Below are 20,415 nucleotides of genomic sequence, written 5' to 3'. Positions count from 1 at the left end.
TCGTTCACTCGCACCGACCCGGCCAGCGCCGACCGGCCCGCACCCCCTGGGCATGAGGGTGCGGGCCGGAGCCACACCCCGCACAGACAGGAGACAGCACATGCCGAGCAGGGCACACAAGGCGTGCAGCACCCCCGGCTGCCCCGAGCTGGTACCGCCGGGCAAGGCCGGCCGCTGCCCCGACTGCAGGCGCAAGGCCGAGCGAACTCGGGGCAGCGCGCACCGCCGCGGCTACGGCACGCAGCACCGCGACCGCTTCCGCCGCGGAGTCCTCGACCGCGACCCGGTGTGCGTCGAATGCAGGGCCGCCCCTGCCACCGTGGCAGACCACTGGCCCCGGTCGCGCCGCGAGTTGGTCGAACTCGGACTCGATCCGAACGACCCGAAGCACGGCCGCGGCCTGTGCCACCCGTGCCACGGCAAGGCCACAGCCGCCAACCCGCAGCAGCGCGGCGGCTGGTACGCCGAGCAGTGACCGGGGTGGGGCACGACTCCCAAGAGGGCACCGAGGCGGACCGGGGAGGAGAGGAATTGAGCGCGCCGCAGGTGAAGCCGTTTGCGCGGGAGGCCACCAGGGGTGGGCATGAACCATGATCCACCCCGAGCCAGACCGCCGGAGAGGGCTCGGAAGATCCGCTCAAGCGGATGGACTCAACCAAACGATCAAGGAGCGAGGTGATCTAGATGCCCGGTCCGAGGCCGAATCCGGCGAAGCCGTACAGCCGCCACCGGCCGAAGGAGACCCGCGGCGGCCTGGTGCTGCTGCCGCCGACGTGTGACCTGCCGGTGCCGCCGTTGCCGCCTGGGCGGGAGTGGTCCGAGGCCGAGCGGCAGACCTGGGAGGAGCTGTGGACGGGCCCACAGGCCAACCAGTGGGATGACTCGTTCATCCCGGTGGTGGCGATGTTCGTCTGCCACTGCTCGGCCATCCTGGCGGGCCGGGCGTCGGCGTGGATGGCGCAGGAGGCCCGGCATCTGTCGGATCGCCTGGGTCTGACGCCGCAGGGCATGGCGGCGCTGGGCTGGGCGCTGCCGGATTCGGCTGCCCCGCCGGCGCCTGTGGTGCCGCTGAGGGGTGCGTGATGGTGTCGCAGCGGCGGGCGGCGCGGGCCGGGCTGCACCGGGCCGCCGGGGCCGATGACACTCCGCCCGCGTGGCTGTGGCAGTTCCGCTTCGCCGACTGGGGCCTGCCTGGTGTGCCCTCGGCCGAGGAGCCGGCCGCGGTCGCGGCGATCGTGGCAGCCCGCCGGAAGTGGCAGCGGGCACGGCATGAGTGGCTGACGTCCCGGGGCCTGGTGATGTGGTCCATGCCGGGCTTGTCGTGGGCGGAGTTCCGCCGGATCGAGCGGGAGGAGCCGCACCGGGTGCTGCGCCCACCGGCTTAGACGTCTTCACCGGCCACGGCCGCGTACAGCCCGTGGCGCGGCTTGCGCACCTGGCCCTGCTCGACCAGGACGCGCAGCGCGGCGTACACCTGCGACTGTGAGCGGCCCGTGGCGCGCACCAGTTCGGCGGCCGCTGCTTCCCCCTCAGCGAGCGCGGCGAGCACCAGCGTGGCGGCCGTCGGGTCGCTGCTGCGGGGTGCTTCCGCTGCCGGCCTGCTCTCGGGCCGCGAGACCGACTGTGGGCGCTTCTGCGGTTCGGCTGTGGTCACGCGTCCGTCGGGCAGCCATACGGCGTGCCCTTGCCCCACGAGCCGTTCGATGGGCCGATAGACGGCCCGCCAGTGAACGCCGAGCATCTGCGCCAGCTCGCGCGGGGCCGCCGGGCCGTCGGCGAGTGCGGCCAGCAGCCGCCCCCGTACCGTGTCGGGCTTCACCCGCCAGGTGGGCCGCGGCGCGGGGATGATGGGCTGCCGGGGCAGCGGGACCACGGGCAGCGGCCCGTAGCCGAGGCGGGCGGCCTCCTCCGCCACGGTCAGGACGGGGTCGGCGTCGCCGAAGTCGAACCACTCGCCGTGCGTGCGGCAGGCCGCGAACCGGTCGTGCAGCAGGGATTCCAGGCGCTGCCCGCCGAGGACCTGCCACAGCAGCACCAGCGGCACGGGCGACCCGGTTTGCAGGTCGGCGAGGCGCTCCTCGGGATCGTCGGATACGCCGATCTTCACGGGGCGGACGACGGGCGAGCCGATCAGGTACACCCATCGCCGGGACACCCGCCCCCGGCTCGGCGGCAAGGGATCGTCGTTGGTCTGCGCAGTCGTCACGGGAGGCTCCTCGCCGGTCTCCGAGGCGGCCCGGGCGGGCCGCGCCAGGTGTGCTGCCGGCAACGTAGCCGCAGCGGCTGACACTGACCCCGGACACACGAAAACCCCCCTCCCAGGCGGCCCCGGGAGGGGGGTTTCCCTGTCGTCCCTGCCTCCCTGGCAGGGGGTCTGTGCAGGTCAGGGCAGGGAAGAGGGGCGAGGGAGCCGGTCAGGGAGAACTCCCTTGCCCTGGCGGTCCTCCCTCACTCTTCGGTGTCGTTCTCGGCCCGCCGGCCGAGGGCGGTTTCGACCTTGGAGCGGTCCACGACCATCACCCCGTCGCTCTTGTGGGGGGCGGCGTCGACGGCCTCCAGCACCTCCCGCAGCTCGCGGAACTTCCACCCGCGGTACTCGGCCGGGTTCCGCTCGGCGAGCCGCTGCAGGACCTCCTGGGTGCGCAGCCGCGGGGCGCCGCCGAGGACGGCCGCGATGTCCGCCAGCGGGTCGACGGACGGCCCGCCGGCCACGTGGCTGGCGGTGGTCACCCCGGCCCGCTTCGCCTTGGCCCGCTCGGCGATCGCGGCGGCCTGGTCGCCGTCGATGTAGTGGGTGCGCACCGTGATGGACGTCTGCCCCTTGGGCAGCGGGATGCCGTCGCCGGCCACCACCACCGTGCCCTTGTCCTGCCCGCGGCGCAGCTTGTGCGGGGCGGCGCCGCCGTCGACGGCCGTCTCACCGAGCGCCATCTTCGCCTGCGTCTCGGTGCCCAGCACCAGCGAGGCGCGGATGTGGGCGCCCTCACGGACCAGCTTGGGCAGGTTCTCGTCGGTGGGGTCCTGGGTGCCCTGCCACAGCGTGACGTTCACGGCGCGGCCCTGGTTGTGCAGCTTGCGGGCGGCCATGAAGTACCGGGAGGTGGCCTTCTTCCCGCCGTAGGGGCGGCCGTCCTCGCCCTTGATGGGGCACATGAACGCCACCTGCGCCTCGTCCACGATGAGCACCAGGGGGCGGAACCGCGGGTCGGTGCGGGCCATCTCCCGGGTGACCCCGTTCGCCGAGCCGGACTCCTTCAGCGCCGCGTTGCGGTCCTCCATGTCGCCCACCGCCTCTTCCAGCATGTGCGTGGCCTCCATGACGTGCTCGTCGGTCGGGCCCTGGATGAGCACCGTGGCCAGGCCCTCGAACATCGCCCAGTCACCCACACCCTTCAGGTCGGCGATGCGGAACTCCACCGACCCGTCCAGCGCCAGCCACAGCGCCAGGGCGCGCAGGGCGGCGGTCTTGCCCTGGTTGGACAGGCCGGTGATGAGCAGGTGCCGCTGCAGCAGGGAGACGGCGGCGGCGTCCCCGCGCAGGTCCTGGCCCCACGGGGCGCTGCCGGTGTAGTAGTCGGCGCTCATGTCGGCGTCGACCACCAGCGGGGACGGGCCGATCGGCTCGTCCAGGGCGCCGGAGTCGGCGATCCACAGCCGCACCGTGCGGGCCGCGGGCGGGATGGTGATGAACACCTCGTGCTCGTGGCGGCCGAGGTTCTCCGCCAGCTTCCGCCGCCGGCCTTGCACCTCGTCGGTAGACACCCCCGAGGGCAGGGTGACGTCGACCTCGACGCCGCATCCGGCGATGGTGATGGGCGAGAGCATCGACGCGCCCGCGTCCCCCATCTCGGCGATGGCCTTGCGCAGCGGGGCGATGCCCAGGTCGCGCAGGGCCTTGACCACGATGGACGGGGTGATGGGCTCGCCCTCACTGCTGCGCTGCGCGTGCGGCATCGCCCACGCGGGGGCGGTCTGCCGGCGCCTGCCCAGGTCCCACAGGCCCAGCAGGCACAGCCACGGGCCGAGCATGACCAGCGGGCCCCACACCACCGAGCCGATGATGACCGCCCAGTGCACGGCCTCGATCACGGCCAGGGTGGGGGCGAGAATCCAGGTGGGGTCTTCGGTGGCCACGGCCAGGGCGCCGCCCAGGGCGAGCAGTCCGCCCGCGCCGGCGGCGGTGCCGACCGCGGCGGACTTGGCCAGCTGCTGCGGGGCCCGGATCAGCTCCATGCGCCGCTGGTGGCGCTGCTGCCGGTAGCGGGTGCCGCGCTCCTCCCACTCCTTGGCCTCCTCCCACTTCCCGGCGGCCTCGGCCGCCCGGATCATCCGCTCGTAGCGGGCGGCGGTGCGGCCGTCCCAGGCGCGGCGGGCCACGATCCGGGTGCCGCCGAGCACGTACAGGCTGTGCCGGACCGCCAGCCGGGCCGCGGTGCGGGTCCGCTCATGGGTGGCCGCGGTGCGCACCGCCCGGCCCGAGCGCACCCACACCGGGGCCCGCACCACCGTCGCTGGCCCCGGTGCGTCGGCGGGCCGGGGCTGCTCGGCGGCCTGGGCGGCCAGCTCGGCGTCGGTGTCGAACTTCAGCAGGGACACCTTCGGCCGGGCGTGCCCATTGACGCGGGCCGTGGTCTGTTCGGTCATGCTGGATACCTCCGTCTCTCGAAAGTGGGGAACGGGGCCCGGGGCGGGCGGCAAGCTGGCAGGCCGTGCGCCCGCCCCGGGGGTCTCTACCGGCGCAGCGCCCTCTCGCAGCGCCTCAGCCGGTCCTCGGCCGCCTTCCGCGCGGTCCTGGCGGCCGTGCGCTCCTCACGGGCCGCGGCCTTCTCGGCCGCGCGGGCGGTGGCCAGGTCGTTCTTCGCCTCCTCGAGCTGCCGCTGCAGCGCGGCCTGCTCACGGGCGGCCCGGTCGGCGGCCGCGGCGTCGATGGCGTCCAGCTGCCGCTGGATGCGCGGGTCGACGGCGTCGGCGAACGCCTGCCGCGTGCCGCGGGCCACCAGGGCGGCCCGCCGCCGGCGCTCGGCCGGGGTGTAGATGCGGGTCGGGGTGCTCACCGCTCCTCCTTCGCCGCGGTCTCGGTGATGGCGGCGGCCTGGGCGAGCTGGGCCCAGACGGCGGCCCGGGTCACGTACCGGTCGTGCAGCTCGCCCTGCTCGCTGGGCGCCTTCCTCAGCAGCTCCTCGGCCTTGGCGCGGTAGTCGAGCGAATCCATGACGGTCTCCTTCAGATGTGGGTGGTCGGGTGGTCAGCGGCGGGGCAGCTTGTCCCACTGGGCGGCGAGCCGGTCGGCGGCCTTCTCGGCCTCGGCCTTGGTGCCGTGGAAGGACACGATGTGACCGCCGGTCATGCCGGACCGCAAGCCGACGGCGGGCTGGCCGGTCTCCGGGTCGGTGGTGGCCTCGGTGGTGTACGCGGACCGGGCGGAGTTGTTGCGGCGGAACAGGCCCATCAGCGGGCTCCTCTCGGTGGTGGGGGTGGCCGGGCCCGGTGCGGGCCCGGCCGGTCAGGGGTGGATGGTCAGCGGCCGCGGGCCCAGGACCACAGGCTCAGCACCTGGTCGGTGACGTCGGTGACGCGGCCGGACTCCAGCTCGGCGGCGCGGTTCTCCAGGTCGGTGGCCTGCCGCTCGGCGCGGTCGCGAGCGGCCGTCGACTTGCCCTGGCTGCGCTCCCGCAGCTCCTTCGCGGCGGTGCGGTTCTGCTCGGCCTGCCTCTTCATGCGGGACATGTGGGTTCCTCTCGGTGGTTGGGCCGGGGCTGTCCCAGCTCCCCGCCCGGCCCGCCCGTGGTGGCGCGGGCCGGACAGGCAGCCGTCAGCCGCGGCGCTCCTCCCGCTCGGCCCGGATGTCCTGCCACACCGACCGCAGCACCAGCAGGCACACGGTCAGCGCCACGGCCGACACGGCGACCGCGACCGCCGAGACGGCGACGGCCAGCAGGAAGACCGAGCCACCGACCCCGGCGGCCACCCACTTCCCCGCGCTGGACGGGCGCGGCGCCGGCGCCGGGTGCGCGTGCTGGCACGGGGCCTGCTGCTGCGCCTGGGCGGCCTGGACGGCGGCCAGCAGCAGCGCGTACTGCTCCGACTGCTGCGCGGCCTGCACCGCCTCGGCGGCGGCCTTCTCCACGTCGCTCATGACCGCTCCTCCCCCAGCACCTCACGGCGCAGCTCGGTCGCCTCCCGGCGGGAGAGGGACAGGGCGTCCTGCAGGGCCTTGATGGTCACCGGCCGCCGCGTCGACCTGACCGCCTCCCGGTGCAGCTTCCGGGCCTCCCGGCGCAGGTCGGCCGGGGTGAGCACGACCCGCTCGGTGACCACCTCCCGGGGTGCCTCGGCGGGCACCGAAGCGGTCACCTGGGCGGCCGCCTCGGGCCGGGCCATGTCGTCCCACAGCAGCGGCACCGCGGGCAGCTCGGCGACCGGCGGCATGACCGGCTCGGGCAGCTCGGTGTCGGCCCGCGAGATGGTCACCTCCGGCGCTTCGGTGGTCACCTCACCGGTCACCTCGGGACGGGCCACGGCCGCGCCGAACATGCCCACCAGCGCCGCGTCGGCGCCGCCGGTCAGCCGCTCCCGCTGCACGGCCACCAGCCGCGCCCCCAGCTCCAGATCACCGACACCGACCTTCCGCGCCAGCTTCCACGCGGCCTTCTCCGCCTTCCGCCGGACCTTCTCGTCCGGGTGCCCGTCGGCCACCGCCCGGTGGTAGGCGAGCTGCTGGACGGCCTCGGCGTTACGGCGCTGCGCCTCGGCGTCGGTGCCGGTGCGGTAGACCACGATCCGCCGGGCCAAGAACCCCAGCCCCTCGGCCGCCACGCACATGCCCATCGGGGAGACCCCGTAGATGACCGCCTCGGTGCCGTTGTCGGCGACCGCCAGGCCCACGATGGAGGCCACCACCGGGGCCAGCCACAGGCCGATGCGAACCGGCGCCGGCGACCCCTGGCCCAGCAGGGTCACGCCGACCATCACCAGGGCGAGCACCAGCGTCGCCCCCTCACCGGCCGCCACCATGCCCGCGGCGGTCGCGCCGTTGCCGAACTCGGCCTTGATGTTGGTGTACGTGCCGTAGGCGCCGATCCCGGCCGTGGCCAGCATCAGGGCCCCGGCGATTCCCAGGACGGCCTTCTGGCCGCCGGACAGGGCGTTCACGCGCCCACCTCCTTCAGGACGGCCCGCACCGCGCGGTGCGCGGACAGGCACACGCCGTGCCGGTCACCGGACCGGTGGGCGGTGATCAGGGCATCGAGCAGCAGCTCGACCGGGGGCAGCGGCCGGGCCGACCGGCCCGCCGCCGAGATGGCGGCGGACTCGGTCGGGCGCGGCACCGCCACGTAGCGGGACACGCTCACCGCTGCTCCCCCTTCGGAGCGAGCAGCACCCGGCGGGCCGTCTCGAAGCGGGCCAGCCGCTCGGCCGCGCCCTTGATGGCGCCCAGCTCCACGTCGACCGCGCGGTTCAGGTTCGCCAGCTCCTCGCCGTGCTGCACCGCCAGCCGCTCGGCCGCCGGCTGCTCCTCCAGCAGCTCCAGCAGCCGCTCGATGACCACCGACATGCGGCCCACCATGCGGGGCGCCGCCTGGTCCTCGGCGAAGTCCAGCGCGGCCGCGTCCTCCAGGACCCGGCGGGCCGTCTGAACGGCCGGGAGCCGCTTCACCGGGCACCGCCGGCGGTACGCGCGACGGCGGCCAGGCGGGCCAGCTGCCGCAGCTTGTCGGCGTGCGCCTCCAGCTGGTCCGCGAACGCCTCCAGCGCCTCGGGCGCCAGCTCGGCGCACAGCGAGTCGCCGCTGGCGTCCAGCGACACGAACGGCTCGGCGGTGTGCCCGCTGGAGAACGGCCACTGCGAGACGTCCGCGGTCAGGATCTCCTCCGTCTGCTCCTGGCCGCCGCCGAACGTCGGCGCGGGCAGCGAGATCGGCAGGCTGTGGTGCGAGACGTCCTGGATGAACGCCGCGTCGTCGGCGACGTGGTCGACCACGCACCAGGTGGGGCACGGGATCGTCACCAGGGCGCCGCCGATACGGGCCTGCACCATCCGGCCGGCGGCCTCGGACCGCGGGCCCGGGATGGCCGGCGCGGCCAGCGCCTCGGACTTCGGGGTGAGGAAGAACGGGATCGGCTCATCGGCCGAGTTGACGGCACTCTGTACCTTGTTGCTCATGGTCTGGACTCCCTTGTGTCTTCGCTTCGGAAGGGGTCCGGCCACAGGCGCCGTACCGGTGGTGGTGCACCGGGCGGCGCCGTCTCACAGATGTCTCACGGACTCTGCGATGAGGGCCGGTCTTTGGAGTCCTGACCTGGGCTTTAGCCGCTCTCTCTGTACTGCATGGACCGTGTGGACGATTCCTCGTTCACTGGGGGTCAAGGGGTCGTGGGTTCAAATCCCGCCGTCCCGACAGTGTCGAGAGGCGCTCCGACCGGGGAGAAATCCCAGGCCGGAGCGCCTCTCGTCGTCTAGCGGCACACCAGGCCGTCAAGGGTGCCGCCGTCCCTCCGGGGACCGCTTGGGGACCAGCCCCCGGAAGAAACCCCAGATCAGAGCACATGTGCCCGGGACCAAGATCGGGGGCGACCTCTTCCCGATGGTGGAACGACTACAACGCCCGCCGCACCGTCCCCGGCGGTTTCGGCGGGCCGGCTGCCACCGACAGGTGGGCGCTGAGCGAGCGGCCCGCCTCGGTGATCGACCGCAGATCCGGGTGCAGATAGCGCTGGGTGGTGGCCAGCGAGCCGTGCCCGGCGATCTTCCGCAGCACATGGAGCGGAACCCCGGCATCGGCCATCCACGTCAGCCCGGTGTGCCGTAGATCATGACGCCGGAGGTGCTCATATCCGAGCCGGATGACGACCTCGTCCCAGTGGGTGGCGTCCCGCAGCACCGCGGTGGTGATCCGCCCACCGCGCGGGCCGGTAAACAGCCGGGCGTCCGGATCCGGGCCGGCGGCCGGCAGGCGCCGGGCGACCAGCGGCCGCACCTCCTCGATCAGCGGCACGCGGCGGGCGGTCTTGCCCTTGGTGCGCTTGTCCGCCAGCCCACTGGGTGTCGCAGTGGCCGGTGTTGCTGGGGCGGCACCGGCCGGTACCGCCGCTCGCCGCGTTCACCTCGGCTCGCCCTGCTCAGACGAAGCCGCGGATCCGATGCTGCATGACACGGTACGGCCAGCCGACGGACGTGTTCCACTGACTGACGGACAGGTGGAGATCGCTCAGGGTCGAACCGGGGATGATGTAACCCCCGTAGAGCTGGGCCACGTGGGAGTCGTCCTCACGGCCCCACGCTCCTCCCCAGATCAACGTCCTGCGGTGGGCCGTGTACAGATTGGATGTCGGGTAGTTCATGAGGATGCCGTCGATACGGTAGTCGCCCGCGTTGAAGAAGGTCAGCAGCCACTTCCCCCCGAGAGGGCGCAGGCACAGCTCACCGAAACGGCCCTCCAGGATGGGCGTCGGGTAGTTACCCCAGGCCCAGACGCCGTCACGCCAACCCCATGGTTCGTAGGCGCTCAGGTCGGTGAGGCGGTCTTGCCTCACCCTGTGCAGGATGATCGGCTTGTCCCGCTGGAATCCGGTGGAGTAGACGTACACGTAGCCGTCGTTGCCCAGGCCCCAGGTCAGCAGTTGGAACAGGCCGCCACGGTGGTCGGCGGGGAACTTGGCTCCCGTGTGAGTCCAGGTCGCGCCGGAGTCGTCCGAGCGCCAGATTTCTGTCCAAACGACGTTGCCGAGCCCTTTGTTGACCATCGCGTGCAGATACATCGTGCGGCCGATGGTGATCACGTCCGAGGGCAACACTGTGGAGAAGACGGGGTTGTTGTGCTCGTAATACCACAACTGCTGCGCCGCCGAACCACCGACGGCACCGGACCAGGTGACACCCGTGTTCAGGTCCGAAGTCCTCGACCACAAGGCTACGGGAGAACGCCACCAACCTCCGCCGACATAGGCGTGCTCGAAGGTGTCGCCGAACATCCACAGGGTGCGACCGTCCGGGGTGCGGACCGGAATTCCGAGGTCGGTGGCCTCCATCCGGAAGTCCGTTGTCAGTCCCGGACCGGTGAGATTCTTGATCTTGGTGACCTGGAGGGCCTGCACTCCGGCATGGGCGGTCGCCGCGCCCCCCAGGGCAGCGGCGCCCCCGAGGGCGGCACCGGCCGCCGTCCGTAGGAAGGTCTTACGGCTCATCCCGGACATGCCGTCATGAGGCTGTGGGACGAGGGGAGCGCCGCTGCGGCTGCTGAGATCCATGGGGGCCCTTTCTGGGCGTGGGGATGAGTGTTCGGTCCGGTATGGAGCCAGGGACCGAAGACGCCCCGCGCGCGACCACGGGAACGTCGTTGTCACTGTGGAGGAAGTTCAAAGTCCGGCTCGACGACGCCGTCGGTCGGGGCCGTGATGCCCATCGACGGCGGCTCCGCCGGGGCGTCACCGTGGACCTGGGCGCCCACGTCCATGTACGCCTGGCCCGGCTTGACCTTGACGCGGTCCTTGTCGGGCCGGGCGCGGCGGCGCCGGACAAGGTGGTCGCCGTCAGTGCGAGAGCCGCGACGAGGACGCCGAGCGCCTTGGGCGCCCGTCTGCGGGTACCGGTCGAACGGCTGGGGACGAGAGCATGAACTGCCTCCGGTACGCATGTGAGGACGAGGGGAGGAGGTGACGTCGGCCGGTGCCGCCTGAGCAGAACCGCGCTGTTCCGTGCTTTGACGTGCGCGCGTCATCAGTTAGGCACAGGGGGTCTACGCGTGTAAAGAGTGCCTTCGAAGTAAGCGGGGGAAGGGACTGTCACATGAGCGGCTCTGTCTCACATTCGGTGGTGACAGATTGTGAGCGTGGGGCACCTCTGCCTTGCAGAGGGTGCGGTCGGTGCTCTGACCTCGATGCTTCGAGGCTGATGCGGCGCATCGGAGTCGCCGAGTCTGTCGCGCCACGCTCTCACGGACAGACACTCTCCCCGGCCCATTCCCCCATCACCGCAAGAAGGAGTCTGGCCCCGCCGCCTGGACGGCGGGGCCGGAGCCCAAGATCTTCATGGGTCTTCTGGTGTCCTGAGTCTTTGATCCGTCGGCAGTACCCGGCGAGAACTTAGAGCATCCGGTCGGCGGTCTTCGTCCGGACCTACGGCCGGGGGCGTCGTTCCAGTCGGCGATCCAGGCACGAATGTCGCGCTCGAGGGCCTGCACGGACCGGTGGACACCGCGACGGAGCCTCTTGGCGGTCGGCTCGGCAAACCACCGCTCCACCAGGTTCAGCCAGGACGAACCGGTCGGGGTGAAGCGCAGGTGGAAGCAGGGATGGGCCGGCAGCCACTTCTTGATCGGCTCGGTTTGTGGGTGCCGTGGTTGTCGCAGATCAGGTGCACGCCCAGGTCGGCCGGCACCTCGCGGTCGAGCTTGGCCGGGAACTTCTTGAACTCGGCTGTGCGGTGCCGGCGGTGCCGGGAGCCGATGACCTTGCCGGTCGCGGCGTCCAGCGCCGCGAAGAGCGTGGTGGTGCCGGCCCGGACGGAGTCGTGACCGCGCCGCTCGGGCCCCCCGGGCATCATCGGCAGCACCGGCTGCGACCGGTCCAGCGCCTGGCTCCGGGACTTCTCGTCCACACAGAACACCAAGGCCCGCTCGGACGGGTCCAGGCCGAGCCCGACCACGTCGTCGGACCTTGTTGAAGAACGGGTCGGTGGACGGCTTGAACGACTGGGCCCGGTGCGGAGCCAGGCCGAAGGCCCGCCGGATCCGCGAAACGGTCGACTGGGAGAGGCCGACTCTCTCGACCGGCGACCGGGTCGACCAGTGGGTGGCGTTCTTCGGCTCCGTCTCCAGCGTGGCCTTGACGACTTCGGCCACCCGCTCGTCGGCCACCGTGCGCGCCCGCCCCGGCCGGGGTGCGTCCCCGAGGTCGTCCAGACGGTGGCGCACGAACCGGCCCCGGACGCCCCATGTCCTGATCAACGACGGACCAAAGACTCAGGACACTAGCGCGCGGGGTGTGTGCAGCGCGGGAGTTCCGGATGGTCCATCACGCGGACGGCCGGCAGCCACGCGGTGTCCGTCGGGGCCGCGCGCGGGACGCGGACCCGGAACCAGGCCGTGGAACGGAGGTTCGCCTCGTCGACGATGGGCAGGCCGTCCGTCAGCCGGCAGTCGGCGTCGAGGACGTCACCGTGCCACACCCGAGTCGGTACGACGTTTTCCGGGGTGTACGGAAGCAGCGGGTCGATCGCGAGGCCGAGGCTGCACTGCCGGTCGCGGTCCGCGCGGTTCTGGCACTCCGGCTCGGCGTTGAACACCCGGATCCGAGTGGTCCCTTCACTGGACCGGTCGCCTTCCTCGTACGGCCAGAGCGCGGTCCCGCCCGCCACAACGACGCACGCGGCGAGGGTGGGGAGGGCGATGCGGAGGCGGGGCCGCCGAGGTGTGACGTGGCCCGTATCCCGGCCACGGATCCGCTCGAGGAGGCGCTCGGCCGTGTGCGGGGCACGGGCGGCGTGGCAGGGGGCGAGACAGTCGGCGGCGAGGGCGCGCCAGAACTCCGGGACGGCCGGGTCCATCCGCAGGGCCGTGCGCCCCTCGGCATACTCCTGCACGGCGGCTTCGCGCGCCGCCGGCGTGGCACCGCCGAACGGCGCGGCGCCGGCGGCGAACACCCCGTGGATCACGATTCCGAGCGCCCAGATGTCGGCGGTGGGCCGGACCAGCACGCCACGTTCGCCGAGCGGTTCCTTCCAGCGTTCGGGCGGGAGGTAGCCGAGGGTGCCCATGGGGGCCGAGTAACCGTGAGTGCCGGTCAGTTCGACGGCGAACCCGAAGTCCGAGAGCCGCACCTCGCCGTCCCGGCCGATGAGGATGTTCTCGGGCTTCAGGTCGCCGTGTACCCAGCCGGACCGGTGCAGATGGGCGAGTCCCTCGCAGATCCCGGTGATGATTCGGGCGCCTTCGGCCTCGTCGATCCTGGTGTCGAGCAGTTCGCGCAGGCTGCACCGGGCACGTTCCATGACAAGGACGATCGCGCCGTCCAGGGATGGCCGGTCCGGGGTGTGGAGGACGAGGGAGTCGAGAACATCGACGAGCCTCGGATGCCGGGCCGTGCGGCCGAGTACGACCTCGCGGTGGGCCGCCTCGGCCACCCTGCGCGCCTGGCGGGGCGCGAGTCCGGCGGTCGGCATGACCTTGAGCGCGACCGCTGTCCCGTCGTCCCGCTCCGCGTCGGCGGGGCGTCCAGCGTAGACGGTCGCCCAGCCGCCGGCACCGATCGGCTCGTCGACGATCCAGCTCCCCACCCGATAGCCCCGGGGCAGTGGTTCGGACCAGTCGCTGCCCCACGAGGCGGCCCGGTCGCGCACCATCCGAGTCACACCCCGCCGTCCGTCGCGGCGGGGCCGATGCGCGGCGGCAGCAGCGCGAGGTGCTCCTCTCGTACGATCCCGAACTTCAGAGCGAGTCCGACGACCGCCTCGCGTTTGCCGTTCCTGCGTCGCGCCCGGTCGGCTCCGACCGGGGTGGGGACGTTGATCCGCAGCTTCTCGTTCGCGAGGTAGTCGATGTGTGAACTGACCGCGCGGGCGGTCAGCCTGGTGCAGGCTGTGTGTCCGCGGAGTCGCTCGACGACCTGGGGCGTGGTCGGCACGGCGACCGGTGAACGGTCCCGCAGCCATGGCTCGCAGAGCGCGATGAGCACGAGGAAGTAGGTGGCGGTCTCGTCCAGTGAGTACGCCGTGAGGGTGCGGCTCTCCCAGGAGCCGCCGAGCGCGTGCGGATCCAGGTAAACATGGTCGGGCGCGAACACCTGGAAGGACACAGGGCTTTCGCTACGCGAGGGCAGTACCACCCGGGAGAACTCGAACGGGATGGGCACCCCGACGCGGCGTGGTGGCACCCGGAGGTACTCGCCCGCGCCCTCGGGATTCTCCACCAGGTAGCCGTGGGTAGTGCTGAGGTTGCTCAGCTGCCAGTGGTCATCGATCGCGCAGATCTCCCCGGCCAGGCGGGAGACCGCCTCGTCGGCGAGGCGGAGGTCGACAGGCGAGGCCGGCGAGCCGCGGCCGAACAGCACGCGCTCCCCCGGGCCGAGTCGTAGGGTCACCGGGCCGCCGTCGTCCCCCTCCGGCGAATGGACCACGATCCCGCTCACCACTCCCCCGTTCCGTGTGCCGACCACTGCCAGACACACTGAACGTTACTTCCTGCATACGGGGGCGTGTCGAGTGACGTGGATCACTTCGGTGGCGGGAGCAACGAGCGTCGGGCGGTGACCGGTCACCGGACGGCGCACTCGGTCGCAGGGGTACGACGGCCCGGTCGCCACAGGCGGCCCGGGCGGTCCGTCTGCCTGCCGTGGCCCGGCCGGAACCGGGTCCACGTCCGGTTCCGGCCGGGCCACGGTCACCGCGAGGGCGATGTGGACCCGGTCGGCCGGGACGGCCGCGAGCACGACGCGCCGCCGGACCCCGGGAACACCGGACGCCTCGCCGTCACGCCTTGCGCAGGTGGCCGATGATGCCGTCGATGTCCCGTCGCATCATCTCTTCGCGGACGAAGTGACCGCCGGGCAGTTCATGTGCCTCGTGCGGGATTCCGGCGCGGTTCAGGAGATGGCGGAACTCCCGCTGTCCGGCGAGCACCTGGGTCTCGTTGACGGTGTCGAACCAGTTGACCGGGTCGGGGCTGACGCCGGCGGCGAGGAAGATCCGCTTGTGGCGGTAGCTCTCGATCCGCTCCACGGGGTTGTCGGCGCTCACACGGGCCTCGTTCCACAGCGGCGCGCCGTAGACGGTGCCGCCGCCCAGCTCCACGGCGGCGGAGGAGACGTTGGCCCAGTGGGTGACGAGTCCGGCGTCGCGGCGCAGGCTGGCCGGGCCGGAGTGGGAGCTGACGGACGCGAAGTGGCCGTAGTACTTGGCGGTGTACTTGAGCGCGCCGAAGCCGCCCATCGAGAACCCGGACACGGCACGGCCGCTGTACTCGGCGTAGGTGCGGAAGTTCGCCTCGACCCACGGCAGCAGCTGGTTGATGTGGAAGTACTCCCAGCTGCGGGGGCCGACGAAGGAGCTGACAGGGTTGGAGTACCAGCCCGCCTTACCGCCGTCGGGCATGACGACGATGAGCCGCTTGCCCGCGGTCCAGTTCCGGATGCCCAGGCGGTCGAACTGGATGAAGTCCGAGCCGCCGCCGTGCAGGAGGTAGAGGACGGGGTAGGTGCGACCGCTGTGGTGGTAGTCGTCCGGCAGCAACACGTTGACGCCGGGGTTCCAGCCGATGGCCTCGGTTTGGAACCGGTAGTACCGCAAACGGGGGTCGCTCTCGTTGCGGTCCACGATGCGCAGGCCGAAGCCGTCGCCGACCGCAGCGGCCGGCGAGGCCGCCGCGAGTACGCCTCCGGCGCCCAGCGCCATCGCGGCGCCGAGACCGCCGGCGGACTTGAGGATGTTTCTGCGGGTGGGGAGATGTGCGACCAACGGGACCTCCTGCGGGGAAGCATGACGAAGAACGGCCCGACCGGGGTGTGACGGGCGGTTCGGAAAATAGCGGCGGGCTTCCCCGCGGGGAATCCGGAACCTTACGGACTGACAGGCTCGCCTCGCGAAGGGCGTTCACTCGTACCACGCGGTTTGTGCTGGTCTCTGGATCTTTCCCCCATGCCTGCCACCCTCCGAGGCCACGGGCCGATCCGACTGATCTCTCACGGTAACGTCGGCCACTGAAGTGCCCCTGGGGTTGGCACAGCCGAGCGAGCGGCTATCGGCCCGCGCTCGGCTGTGGGGGCTGGGCCTGGTCTGCGTTCCGGGGACCGGGCGGCATGCGCGATGCCGATCGTTGTGCGTGCGGTAGGCCGCATCGACCGCGGATTCCTCCGACCGCCGCCGTTCAAGGCACTCGTACGCCAGCTCCACGCCCCGCTGTTCCTGTGCGATGACCACACGCCGCCGGGTACTTGCCATACATGTCCGCCCCTGACCACGACCCGCTCCCTACGGATCGTCCAGCTTCCATCTTGCCGAGGAGCACGATCCTCCGGACGAACAGCAACGTTTCGATACGGAATCGCCACTCACCCGCGCCACAGCCGAACAGTCTCCTTCCACCACCCCATTGCTCGCCGGGCTTCCTCCACACCTCACGTTCCGGGACTTCGAGGGCTCACATCCACACGAACTCGCAGTTCCGGCAGGCCCGGGCACATGGCAGCACGCTTCGCTGTGCGTGTTTGCGCAAGCTCAGCGTCAACTGTCGCGGTCGGCTGCAAGGCATCCCTCGGGGCCGTTCAGGCGATCGTCGACCTCGAGCGAGGAGACGCCGTGGCTCTACGCAGGCTCGGCGGGGGCTCGGCGGGGGCTCGAAAACGGGGTGGGCGGAGCCCCCACAGTCTGCCTGGACGGAGAGAGAACACCTGCCTGATCCAGGGCCAGTGGTGGGCGAGGAGCGGCTGCGGTCGCTGAAATTGCTCAGGCCCGAAACACCACCGCAGCGGGATGCCCGGGTCCATCGTTCGCGCCATACCCGGACCGTGAAGGCTCCTTGTGAGGAACACACAGGAGAGTGCGTCCAGAGCCGTGGCCCCAACTGCCCTCGTACAACGGTTCCTTGGGGACCGGCTGGGGACCACACGGTGTGCGCGCACCCGAACGACCGGGGCGTTCCTCACGCAGCGCCGGGCCGGAAAGCGGCGATCATCCCTGGAAAAGCGGCCTTCGGCTGGACTGGGGGTCAAGGGGTCGCAGGTTCAAATCCTGTCGTCCCGACCAGCGATATCGCAGGTCGCAGGGCCACTTCCGCCGGACGGCGGGAGTGGCCTTCGCCGTTTCCGGGCCCTGGTGGTCGCAGGGTGGTCGCAGCACCTCCGCTCCGTCTCACTTCCGGTGATGACGGACAGGAACCGTGATGATGAGCAGGCCGTCGGCCAGAACCTGCGGGTCCGCGCACCGTAGCGGTCGTTCTCCGGTCCGGCTGATCGGCTCGGCGTCTGTCCGTGAGGGAGGCGCGCCAAGCTCAGCGACCTCAGCGTGCTGCCCTCCGTTCGAACTGCCGAGGTCGGAGTGCCGGCCGCACTCTCTGCAAGCAACGCCGCCCAACTCTTACGCTCCGTAATAACCGGAAGTGAGACAGAGCCGAACGTTTGCCAGACCCAACTGTTGGGCCACACCCACATCGGCATCACTGCCACCGTCTACGTCCACGTACGCCCCCGCCTCCAATGCGGAGTCATGACTGCCCTCGAAAACGCCCTCGACCGATCCTGACCCACACACGGCAATGGCGGCGAACTACTGCCGTCCCAGCGCCCGAAGGCCCCGCCAGAACACACCTGACGACGCTTTCGATTTTCTGTCGCTACCGAGGCAGCCGAGATAGCATCTGCACGAGCTCATCAGGAAATTCCGACAAGTGCGGCTCGGCGCAGTACCTCACAGTGCAGACGGCAGAGAGAAACTCAATCTCCGAACAGTCTCCACCTGACAGCATTCTCGCGGACACCCCCAAAGGAACCATGAAGTCCGACTGAGCGCCGTCCGATAGTGAATCTATAAGATCGGAATCCTCCGAGAGGGCGAACTCGACGATTGATTCGAGGACGCCTTTCAGTTCAGAGATGTCCACATTTCTGGAAATCTCAATCATATCTTCGTATTCGGCGAAACCGAAGCGATTCACTCGGAGGTGCCGCCTACTCACATCATTTCCCTCAGTAGCTGATTCCCTGATGATCCAGTCTGGGGCGGCAGACCGCTGGGCACGGGCTGGCAGGAGTGCCGTGGGCGCCCCCGGCGGAGAGTTCAATCCTCTGACCTTCACCACTTCGAACGCCCCTCCTCTGACCCCAGCGGCACCCTCGGCGGCCTCAGCCTGAATGAGGCACATCGTCTCAGCACATCCCGCATGGTAACGGCCGCCTTCCGGCGTGAACCGCCGAACAAGCGAATCCACTTCCCCACCAGGAGTTGGAGTCAGGCCATGACCTGAATGACCGAAATAGGTTCGCCCTGACGGAGAGGTGTATTTCGCCGCAAAGAAAGGACCGTCTACCTTATTGAACCCCGGACGCAGACTGTCTGCGTACTCCGCCAGCGATGCGTTGCAGTTGTGGACGAGGACCGGTGTGGCGCCCGCCAGCACATAGTACGTGTGCAGATCGTCGACGGTGAGGTTGTGGACCGTGGTCCGCTGGGTCCGGGCACTCACCCCGGTGATCTGGACCCAGGTGCCGGAGGAGGTCCGCAGCCACTGCCCCGGCCGGAGATCGGCGGCGTCCACCCAGCGGTGCAGGGAGGGAACCCAGAAGGGGTGGCCGTCGGTGACGGTGAGGGTGCCGGTTGCCGTGCCGGCGGGTCCGTCGGTGTCGACGGTGAGGTCGATCAGGTGTTTCACCCCCGTGCCCTCGATCAGGGCGGTGACCTTCCGGGGGCCGCTCTCGCCGGTCTCCGGATCGATGGCGAGGACCTCGTCGCCGACTTCCACGTCCTCGATGCGTTTGCGGGTGCCGTCGGCCATCAGGACCGGAGTGTCGGGAGTGAAGCTGTTGGCGCAGGCACTGCTTGGGTCCGATGCGGGCGCCCAGCATGCCGAACGCGCAGCCCGTGGCCGCCGAGGTCGCCACGCTGCCCCAGTCGACCTTGCGGCCGGACAGCCGCTGGCCGAGCCAGTCCATGCCCCCCTCGAAGAGGCCGCCCGGGGTCTGTCGAACGAGCGGTGCAACCAGGGTGGTTGGGGTTACCGGCGGGCTGCGGAGAGTCGGCCGTCGAAGGTGATGTCGAAGGCGTTCAGTGCGGTCTTCCAGCGGCTGGTCCAGCGGGCCTGACCCGGCCGGTGGGGGCCAGGCTCATGACGGCCATGTAGACGCACTTCAGTGCGGCGGTCTCGTTCGGGAAAGTGTCCGCGGGCCTTGACCGCCCGCCGGATCCTGGCGTTGACCGACTCGATCGCGTTGGTGGTGCAGACGATGCGGCGGATCTCGGTGTCGAAGCGGAGGAACGGCGTGAACTCTTCCCGGGCGTTCTCCCACAGCCGCACGATCGCCGGATACTTCCGGCCCCAGGTGTCGGCGAACTCGGCGAACCGCTCCAGCGCGGCCTCCTCGGTCGCCGCCGTGTAGACCGGCTTCAACACCTTGGCGATCTTGTCCCAGTCCTGGCGGGCCGCGTACCGAAAGGAGTTCCGCAGCAGGTGGACCACACAGGTCTGCACGATCGTCTTCGGCCAGCCGGTCTCGACCGCGTCCGGTAGGCCCTTGAGGCCGTCACAGACGAGCATGAGGACATCGCCCACGCCGCGGTTCTTGAGCTCGGTGAGGATGTGCAGCCAGTGCTTGGCGCCCTCGCCGCCGTCGCCGGCCCACAGCCCCAGGATCTCCCGCCGACCCTCGGCGGTGACCGCCAGGGCCACGTAGATCGGCCGGTTGGCCACCGCGCCGTCCCGGATCTTGACGTGGATCGCGTCGATGAAGACCACCGGATAGACGGCATCGAGCGGCCGGTTCTGCCACTCGGCCATGCCGTCCAGAACCTTGTCGGTGATCGTGGAGATCGTCTGCCGGGAGACCTCGGCGCCGTAGACCTCGGCCAGGTGGGCCTGGACCTCGCCGGTGGTCAGACCCTTCGCGGACAGGGAGATCACCATCTCGTCCACGCCGGTCAGGCGCTTCTGCCGCTTCTTGACGATCTTCGGCTCGAAGGAGCCCTCACGGTCGCGGGGCACGGCTGTCTCCACCGGGCCGACATCGGTCAGCACGGTCTTGGCCCGGGTCCCGTTGCGGGAGTTGCCGCCGTTCTTCCCGGCCGCCTCGTGCTTGTCGTGGCCGAGGTGGTCGGTGATCTCGCCCTCCAGGGCGGACTCCAGCAGCCGCTAGGTCAGCTGCTGCAGCAGCCCGCCCTCGCCGGTCAGCCGCAGGCCCTCGGCCTGGGCCCGCCCCACCAGCTCGTCGATCAGCCGGTCGTCCACGGCCTTCGACGGCTGCGGCTCAGTGGCCCTGACGGTCTCGGGCTCGGTCACGCTCTCACTGGTCATCGGTGCATCTTCCTTGATCAGGAGTTACACCGAACGTCTTGCAGTCCCCACCGAAGGCGCCAACACCCGCACCAAGAGGATCATGAGACAGATACACAAACGCGCCGGATTCGACCTCCTCCGGCACCGCATCCTCCTGTCCTGACAGCTACTCGGTGTCACCACCGACTACGGGCCAGAGCCGAACGTTTGACAGACCCTCTGAGGGGCCGGAGGCCGGGCGGACAGGTCCGTCGGGGGAGGCGCGTCCGTCTGCGGCCGTGACACACGGCGCGGGACCGGTCAGGGACGCCGAACAGCGCCGGTGCTTCCCGACGCTCGCTGAAATTCAGCCGAGGCCGGTTCACGGCGGAGCCGGGGTGCTCGGTCGGTCGCGTTCCGCGACCGGCACTCGGGTTCAGCCGATGAAGTCGGCCAAGTCGCGC

General features: G+C 70.9%; 20 protein-coding genes and 2 pseudogenes. 3 read left to right on the top strand and 19 right to left on the bottom strand.

What is annotated here, in order from left to right; all coding sequences use genetic code 11:
• Positions 1–100: 100 nt before the first annotated feature.
• The 3 genes from ACW69E_RS05390 (at position 101) to ACW69E_RS05380 (ending at position 1,385) form a co-directional block, all read left to right on the top strand.
• The gene (locus tag ACW69E_RS05390) at positions 101–475 is read left to right on the top strand and encodes a holin (RefSeq protein WP_457497016.1); all 375 of its coding nucleotides are present in this window, start codon (positions 101–103) and stop codon (positions 473–475) included.
• Between the two features lie 209 nt (positions 476–684).
• The gene (locus tag ACW69E_RS05385) at positions 685–1,083 is read left to right on the top strand and encodes a phage terminase small subunit (RefSeq protein ID WP_305853118.1); all 399 of its coding nucleotides are present in this window, start codon (positions 685–687) and stop codon (positions 1,081–1,083) included.
• Positions 1,083–1,385: a hypothetical protein gene (locus ACW69E_RS05380; protein ID WP_237876156.1), complete on the top strand. Its 303-nt coding sequence runs from the start codon at positions 1,083–1,085 to the stop codon at positions 1,383–1,385. Before ACW69E_RS05385 ends, ACW69E_RS05380 begins: the two co-directional genes overlap by 1 nt.
• Here the strand turns inward: ACW69E_RS05380 and ACW69E_RS05375 are convergent.
• The 19 genes and pseudogenes from ACW69E_RS05375 to ACW69E_RS05285 form a co-directional block, all read right to left on the bottom strand.
• Positions 1,382–2,206, bottom strand: coding sequence for a GIY-YIG nuclease family protein (locus ACW69E_RS05375; RefSeq protein ID WP_237876158.1), 825 nt, complete (start codon positions 2,204–2,206; stop codon positions 1,382–1,384). The genes ACW69E_RS05380 and ACW69E_RS05375 overlap by 4 nt on opposite strands.
• Positions 2,207–2,448: 242 nt before the next feature.
• Positions 2,449–4,644: an FtsK/SpoIIIE domain-containing protein gene (locus ACW69E_RS05370; protein ID WP_457497015.1), complete on the bottom strand. Its 2,196-nt coding sequence runs from the start codon at positions 4,642–4,644 to the stop codon at positions 2,449–2,451.
• A gap of 86 nt (positions 4,645–4,730) precedes the next feature.
• Complete coding sequence (locus ACW69E_RS05365) at positions 4,731–5,054, bottom strand: hypothetical protein (RefSeq protein ID WP_279948205.1); 324 nt, start codon at positions 5,052–5,054, stop codon at positions 4,731–4,733.
• A complete protein-coding gene (locus ACW69E_RS05360; RefSeq protein WP_457497014.1) occupies positions 5,051–5,212 on the bottom strand; it encodes a hypothetical protein in 162 nt (53 codons plus the stop codon). Before ACW69E_RS05360 ends, ACW69E_RS05365 begins: the two co-directional genes overlap by 4 nt.
• A 33-nt stretch (positions 5,213–5,245) precedes the next feature.
• On the bottom strand, positions 5,246–5,449 hold the full coding sequence (locus ACW69E_RS05355) for a hypothetical protein (RefSeq protein ID WP_457497013.1): 204 nt from the start codon (positions 5,447–5,449) through the stop codon (positions 5,246–5,248).
• Positions 5,450–5,517: 68 nt separating this feature from the next.
• A complete protein-coding gene (locus tag ACW69E_RS05350) occupies positions 5,518–5,727 on the bottom strand; it encodes a hypothetical protein (RefSeq protein ID WP_457497012.1) in 210 nt (69 codons plus the stop codon).
• Between the two features lie 85 nt (positions 5,728–5,812).
• A complete protein-coding gene (locus ACW69E_RS05345) occupies positions 5,813–6,136 on the bottom strand; it encodes a hypothetical protein (protein WP_457497011.1) in 324 nt (107 codons plus the stop codon).
• Complete coding sequence (locus tag ACW69E_RS05340; RefSeq protein WP_457497010.1) at positions 6,133–7,152, bottom strand: conjugal transfer protein; 1,020 nt, start codon at positions 7,150–7,152, stop codon at positions 6,133–6,135. The genes ACW69E_RS05345 and ACW69E_RS05340 overlap by 4 nt, the downstream gene beginning before the upstream one ends.
• Positions 7,149–7,352, bottom strand: coding sequence for a hypothetical protein (locus tag ACW69E_RS05335; RefSeq protein ID WP_279948210.1), 204 nt, complete (start codon positions 7,350–7,352; stop codon positions 7,149–7,151). The genes ACW69E_RS05340 and ACW69E_RS05335 overlap by 4 nt, the downstream gene beginning before the upstream one ends.
• Positions 7,349–7,657 carry a hypothetical protein gene (locus ACW69E_RS05330; protein WP_457497009.1) on the bottom strand — a complete coding sequence of 103 codons (309 nt, stop codon included), beginning with the start codon at positions 7,655–7,657 and terminating at the stop codon, positions 7,349–7,351. The genes ACW69E_RS05335 and ACW69E_RS05330 overlap by 4 nt, the downstream gene beginning before the upstream one ends.
• A complete protein-coding gene (locus ACW69E_RS05325) occupies positions 7,654–8,163 on the bottom strand; it encodes a DUF6907 domain-containing protein (protein WP_457497008.1) in 510 nt (169 codons plus the stop codon). Before ACW69E_RS05325 ends, ACW69E_RS05330 begins: the two co-directional genes overlap by 4 nt.
• Positions 8,164–8,596: 433 nt before the next feature.
• Complete coding sequence (locus ACW69E_RS05320) at positions 8,597–9,034, bottom strand: tyrosine-type recombinase/integrase (RefSeq protein ID WP_457497222.1); 438 nt, start codon at positions 9,032–9,034, stop codon at positions 8,597–8,599.
• A gap of 85 nt (positions 9,035–9,119) precedes the next feature.
• A complete protein-coding gene (locus ACW69E_RS05315; protein WP_457497007.1) occupies positions 9,120–10,247 on the bottom strand; it encodes a DUF4185 domain-containing protein in 1,128 nt (375 codons plus the stop codon).
• 834 nt (positions 10,248–11,081) lie between these two features.
• Positions 11,082–11,941 (bottom strand): annotated as a pseudogene (locus tag ACW69E_RS05310) (IS630 family transposase); the annotation flags it as partial.
• A gap of 26 nt (positions 11,942–11,967) precedes the next feature.
• The gene (locus tag ACW69E_RS05305; protein ID WP_457497006.1) at positions 11,968–13,338 is read right to left on the bottom strand and encodes a serine/threonine-protein kinase; all 1,371 of its coding nucleotides are present in this window, start codon (positions 13,336–13,338) and stop codon (positions 11,968–11,970) included.
• A gap of 5 nt (positions 13,339–13,343) precedes the next feature.
• Positions 13,344–14,123 (bottom strand): serine/threonine protein kinase, encoded by a 780-nt coding sequence (locus ACW69E_RS05300; protein ID WP_457497005.1) that lies wholly within the window; start codon positions 14,121–14,123, stop codon positions 13,344–13,346.
• 340 nt (positions 14,124–14,463) lie between these two features.
• Positions 14,464–15,384, bottom strand: a complete 921-nt coding sequence (locus tag ACW69E_RS05295) for an alpha/beta hydrolase (RefSeq protein ID WP_457497221.1) — start codon at positions 15,382–15,384, stop codon at positions 14,464–14,466.
• A 1,936-nt stretch (positions 15,385–17,320) separates the two neighbouring features.
• On the bottom strand, positions 17,321–18,478 hold the full coding sequence (locus ACW69E_RS05290; RefSeq protein ID WP_457497004.1) for a polymorphic toxin-type HINT domain-containing protein: 1,158 nt from the start codon (positions 18,476–18,478) through the stop codon (positions 17,321–17,323).
• A 219-nt stretch (positions 18,479–18,697) separates the two neighbouring features.
• Positions 18,698–19,990 (bottom strand): annotated as a pseudogene (locus ACW69E_RS05285) (IS256 family transposase).
• Between the last annotated feature and the right edge of the window lie 425 nt (positions 19,991–20,415).

This window comes from Streptomyces sp. SS8 (genome assembly GCF_054072955.1).
The sequence above is the reverse complement of the archived record's forward strand: the minus strand, read 5'-3'. Positions and strand labels throughout refer to the sequence as shown.

Excerpts from the sequence above, each read along its gene's own strand:
- ACW69E_RS05390 (WP_457497016.1), top strand. The coding sequence starts at position 101 with ATGCCGAGCAGGGCACACAAGGCGTGCAGCACCCCCGGCTGCCCCGAG.
- ACW69E_RS05385 (WP_305853118.1), top strand. The coding sequence starts at position 685 with ATGCCCGGTCCGAGGCCGAATCCGGCGAAGCCGTACAGCCGCCACCGG.
- ACW69E_RS05380 (WP_237876156.1), top strand. The coding sequence starts at position 1,083 with ATGGTGTCGCAGCGGCGGGCGGCGCGGGCCGGGCTGCACCGGGCCGCC.
- ACW69E_RS05370 (WP_457497015.1), bottom strand. The coding sequence starts at position 4,644 with ATGACCGAACAGACCACGGCCCGCGTCAATGGGCACGCCCGGCCGAAG.
- ACW69E_RS05360 (WP_457497014.1), bottom strand. The coding sequence starts at position 5,212 with ATGGATTCGCTCGACTACCGCGCCAAGGCCGAGGAGCTGCTGAGGAAG.
- ACW69E_RS05355 (WP_457497013.1), bottom strand. The coding sequence starts at position 5,449 with ATGGGCCTGTTCCGCCGCAACAACTCCGCCCGGTCCGCGTACACCACC.
- ACW69E_RS05350 (WP_457497012.1), bottom strand. The coding sequence starts at position 5,727 with ATGTCCCGCATGAAGAGGCAGGCCGAGCAGAACCGCACCGCCGCGAAG.
- ACW69E_RS05345 (WP_457497011.1), bottom strand. The coding sequence starts at position 6,136 with ATGAGCGACGTGGAGAAGGCCGCCGCCGAGGCGGTGCAGGCCGCGCAG.
- ACW69E_RS05325 (WP_457497008.1), bottom strand. The coding sequence starts at position 8,163 with ATGAGCAACAAGGTACAGAGTGCCGTCAACTCGGCCGATGAGCCGATC.
- ACW69E_RS05315 (WP_457497007.1), bottom strand. The coding sequence starts at position 10,247 with ATGGATCTCAGCAGCCGCAGCGGCGCTCCCCTCGTCCCACAGCCTCAT.
- ACW69E_RS05305 (WP_457497006.1), bottom strand. The coding sequence starts at position 13,338 with ATGGTGCGCGACCGGGCCGCCTCGTGGGGCAGCGACTGGTCCGAACCA.
- ACW69E_RS05295 (WP_457497221.1), bottom strand. The coding sequence starts at position 15,384 with ATGGCGCTGGGCGCCGGAGGCGTACTCGCGGCGGCCTCGCCGGCCGCT.
- ACW69E_RS05290 (WP_457497004.1), bottom strand. The coding sequence starts at position 18,478 with ATGGCCGACGGCACCCGCAAACGCATCGAGGACGTGGAAGTCGGCGAC.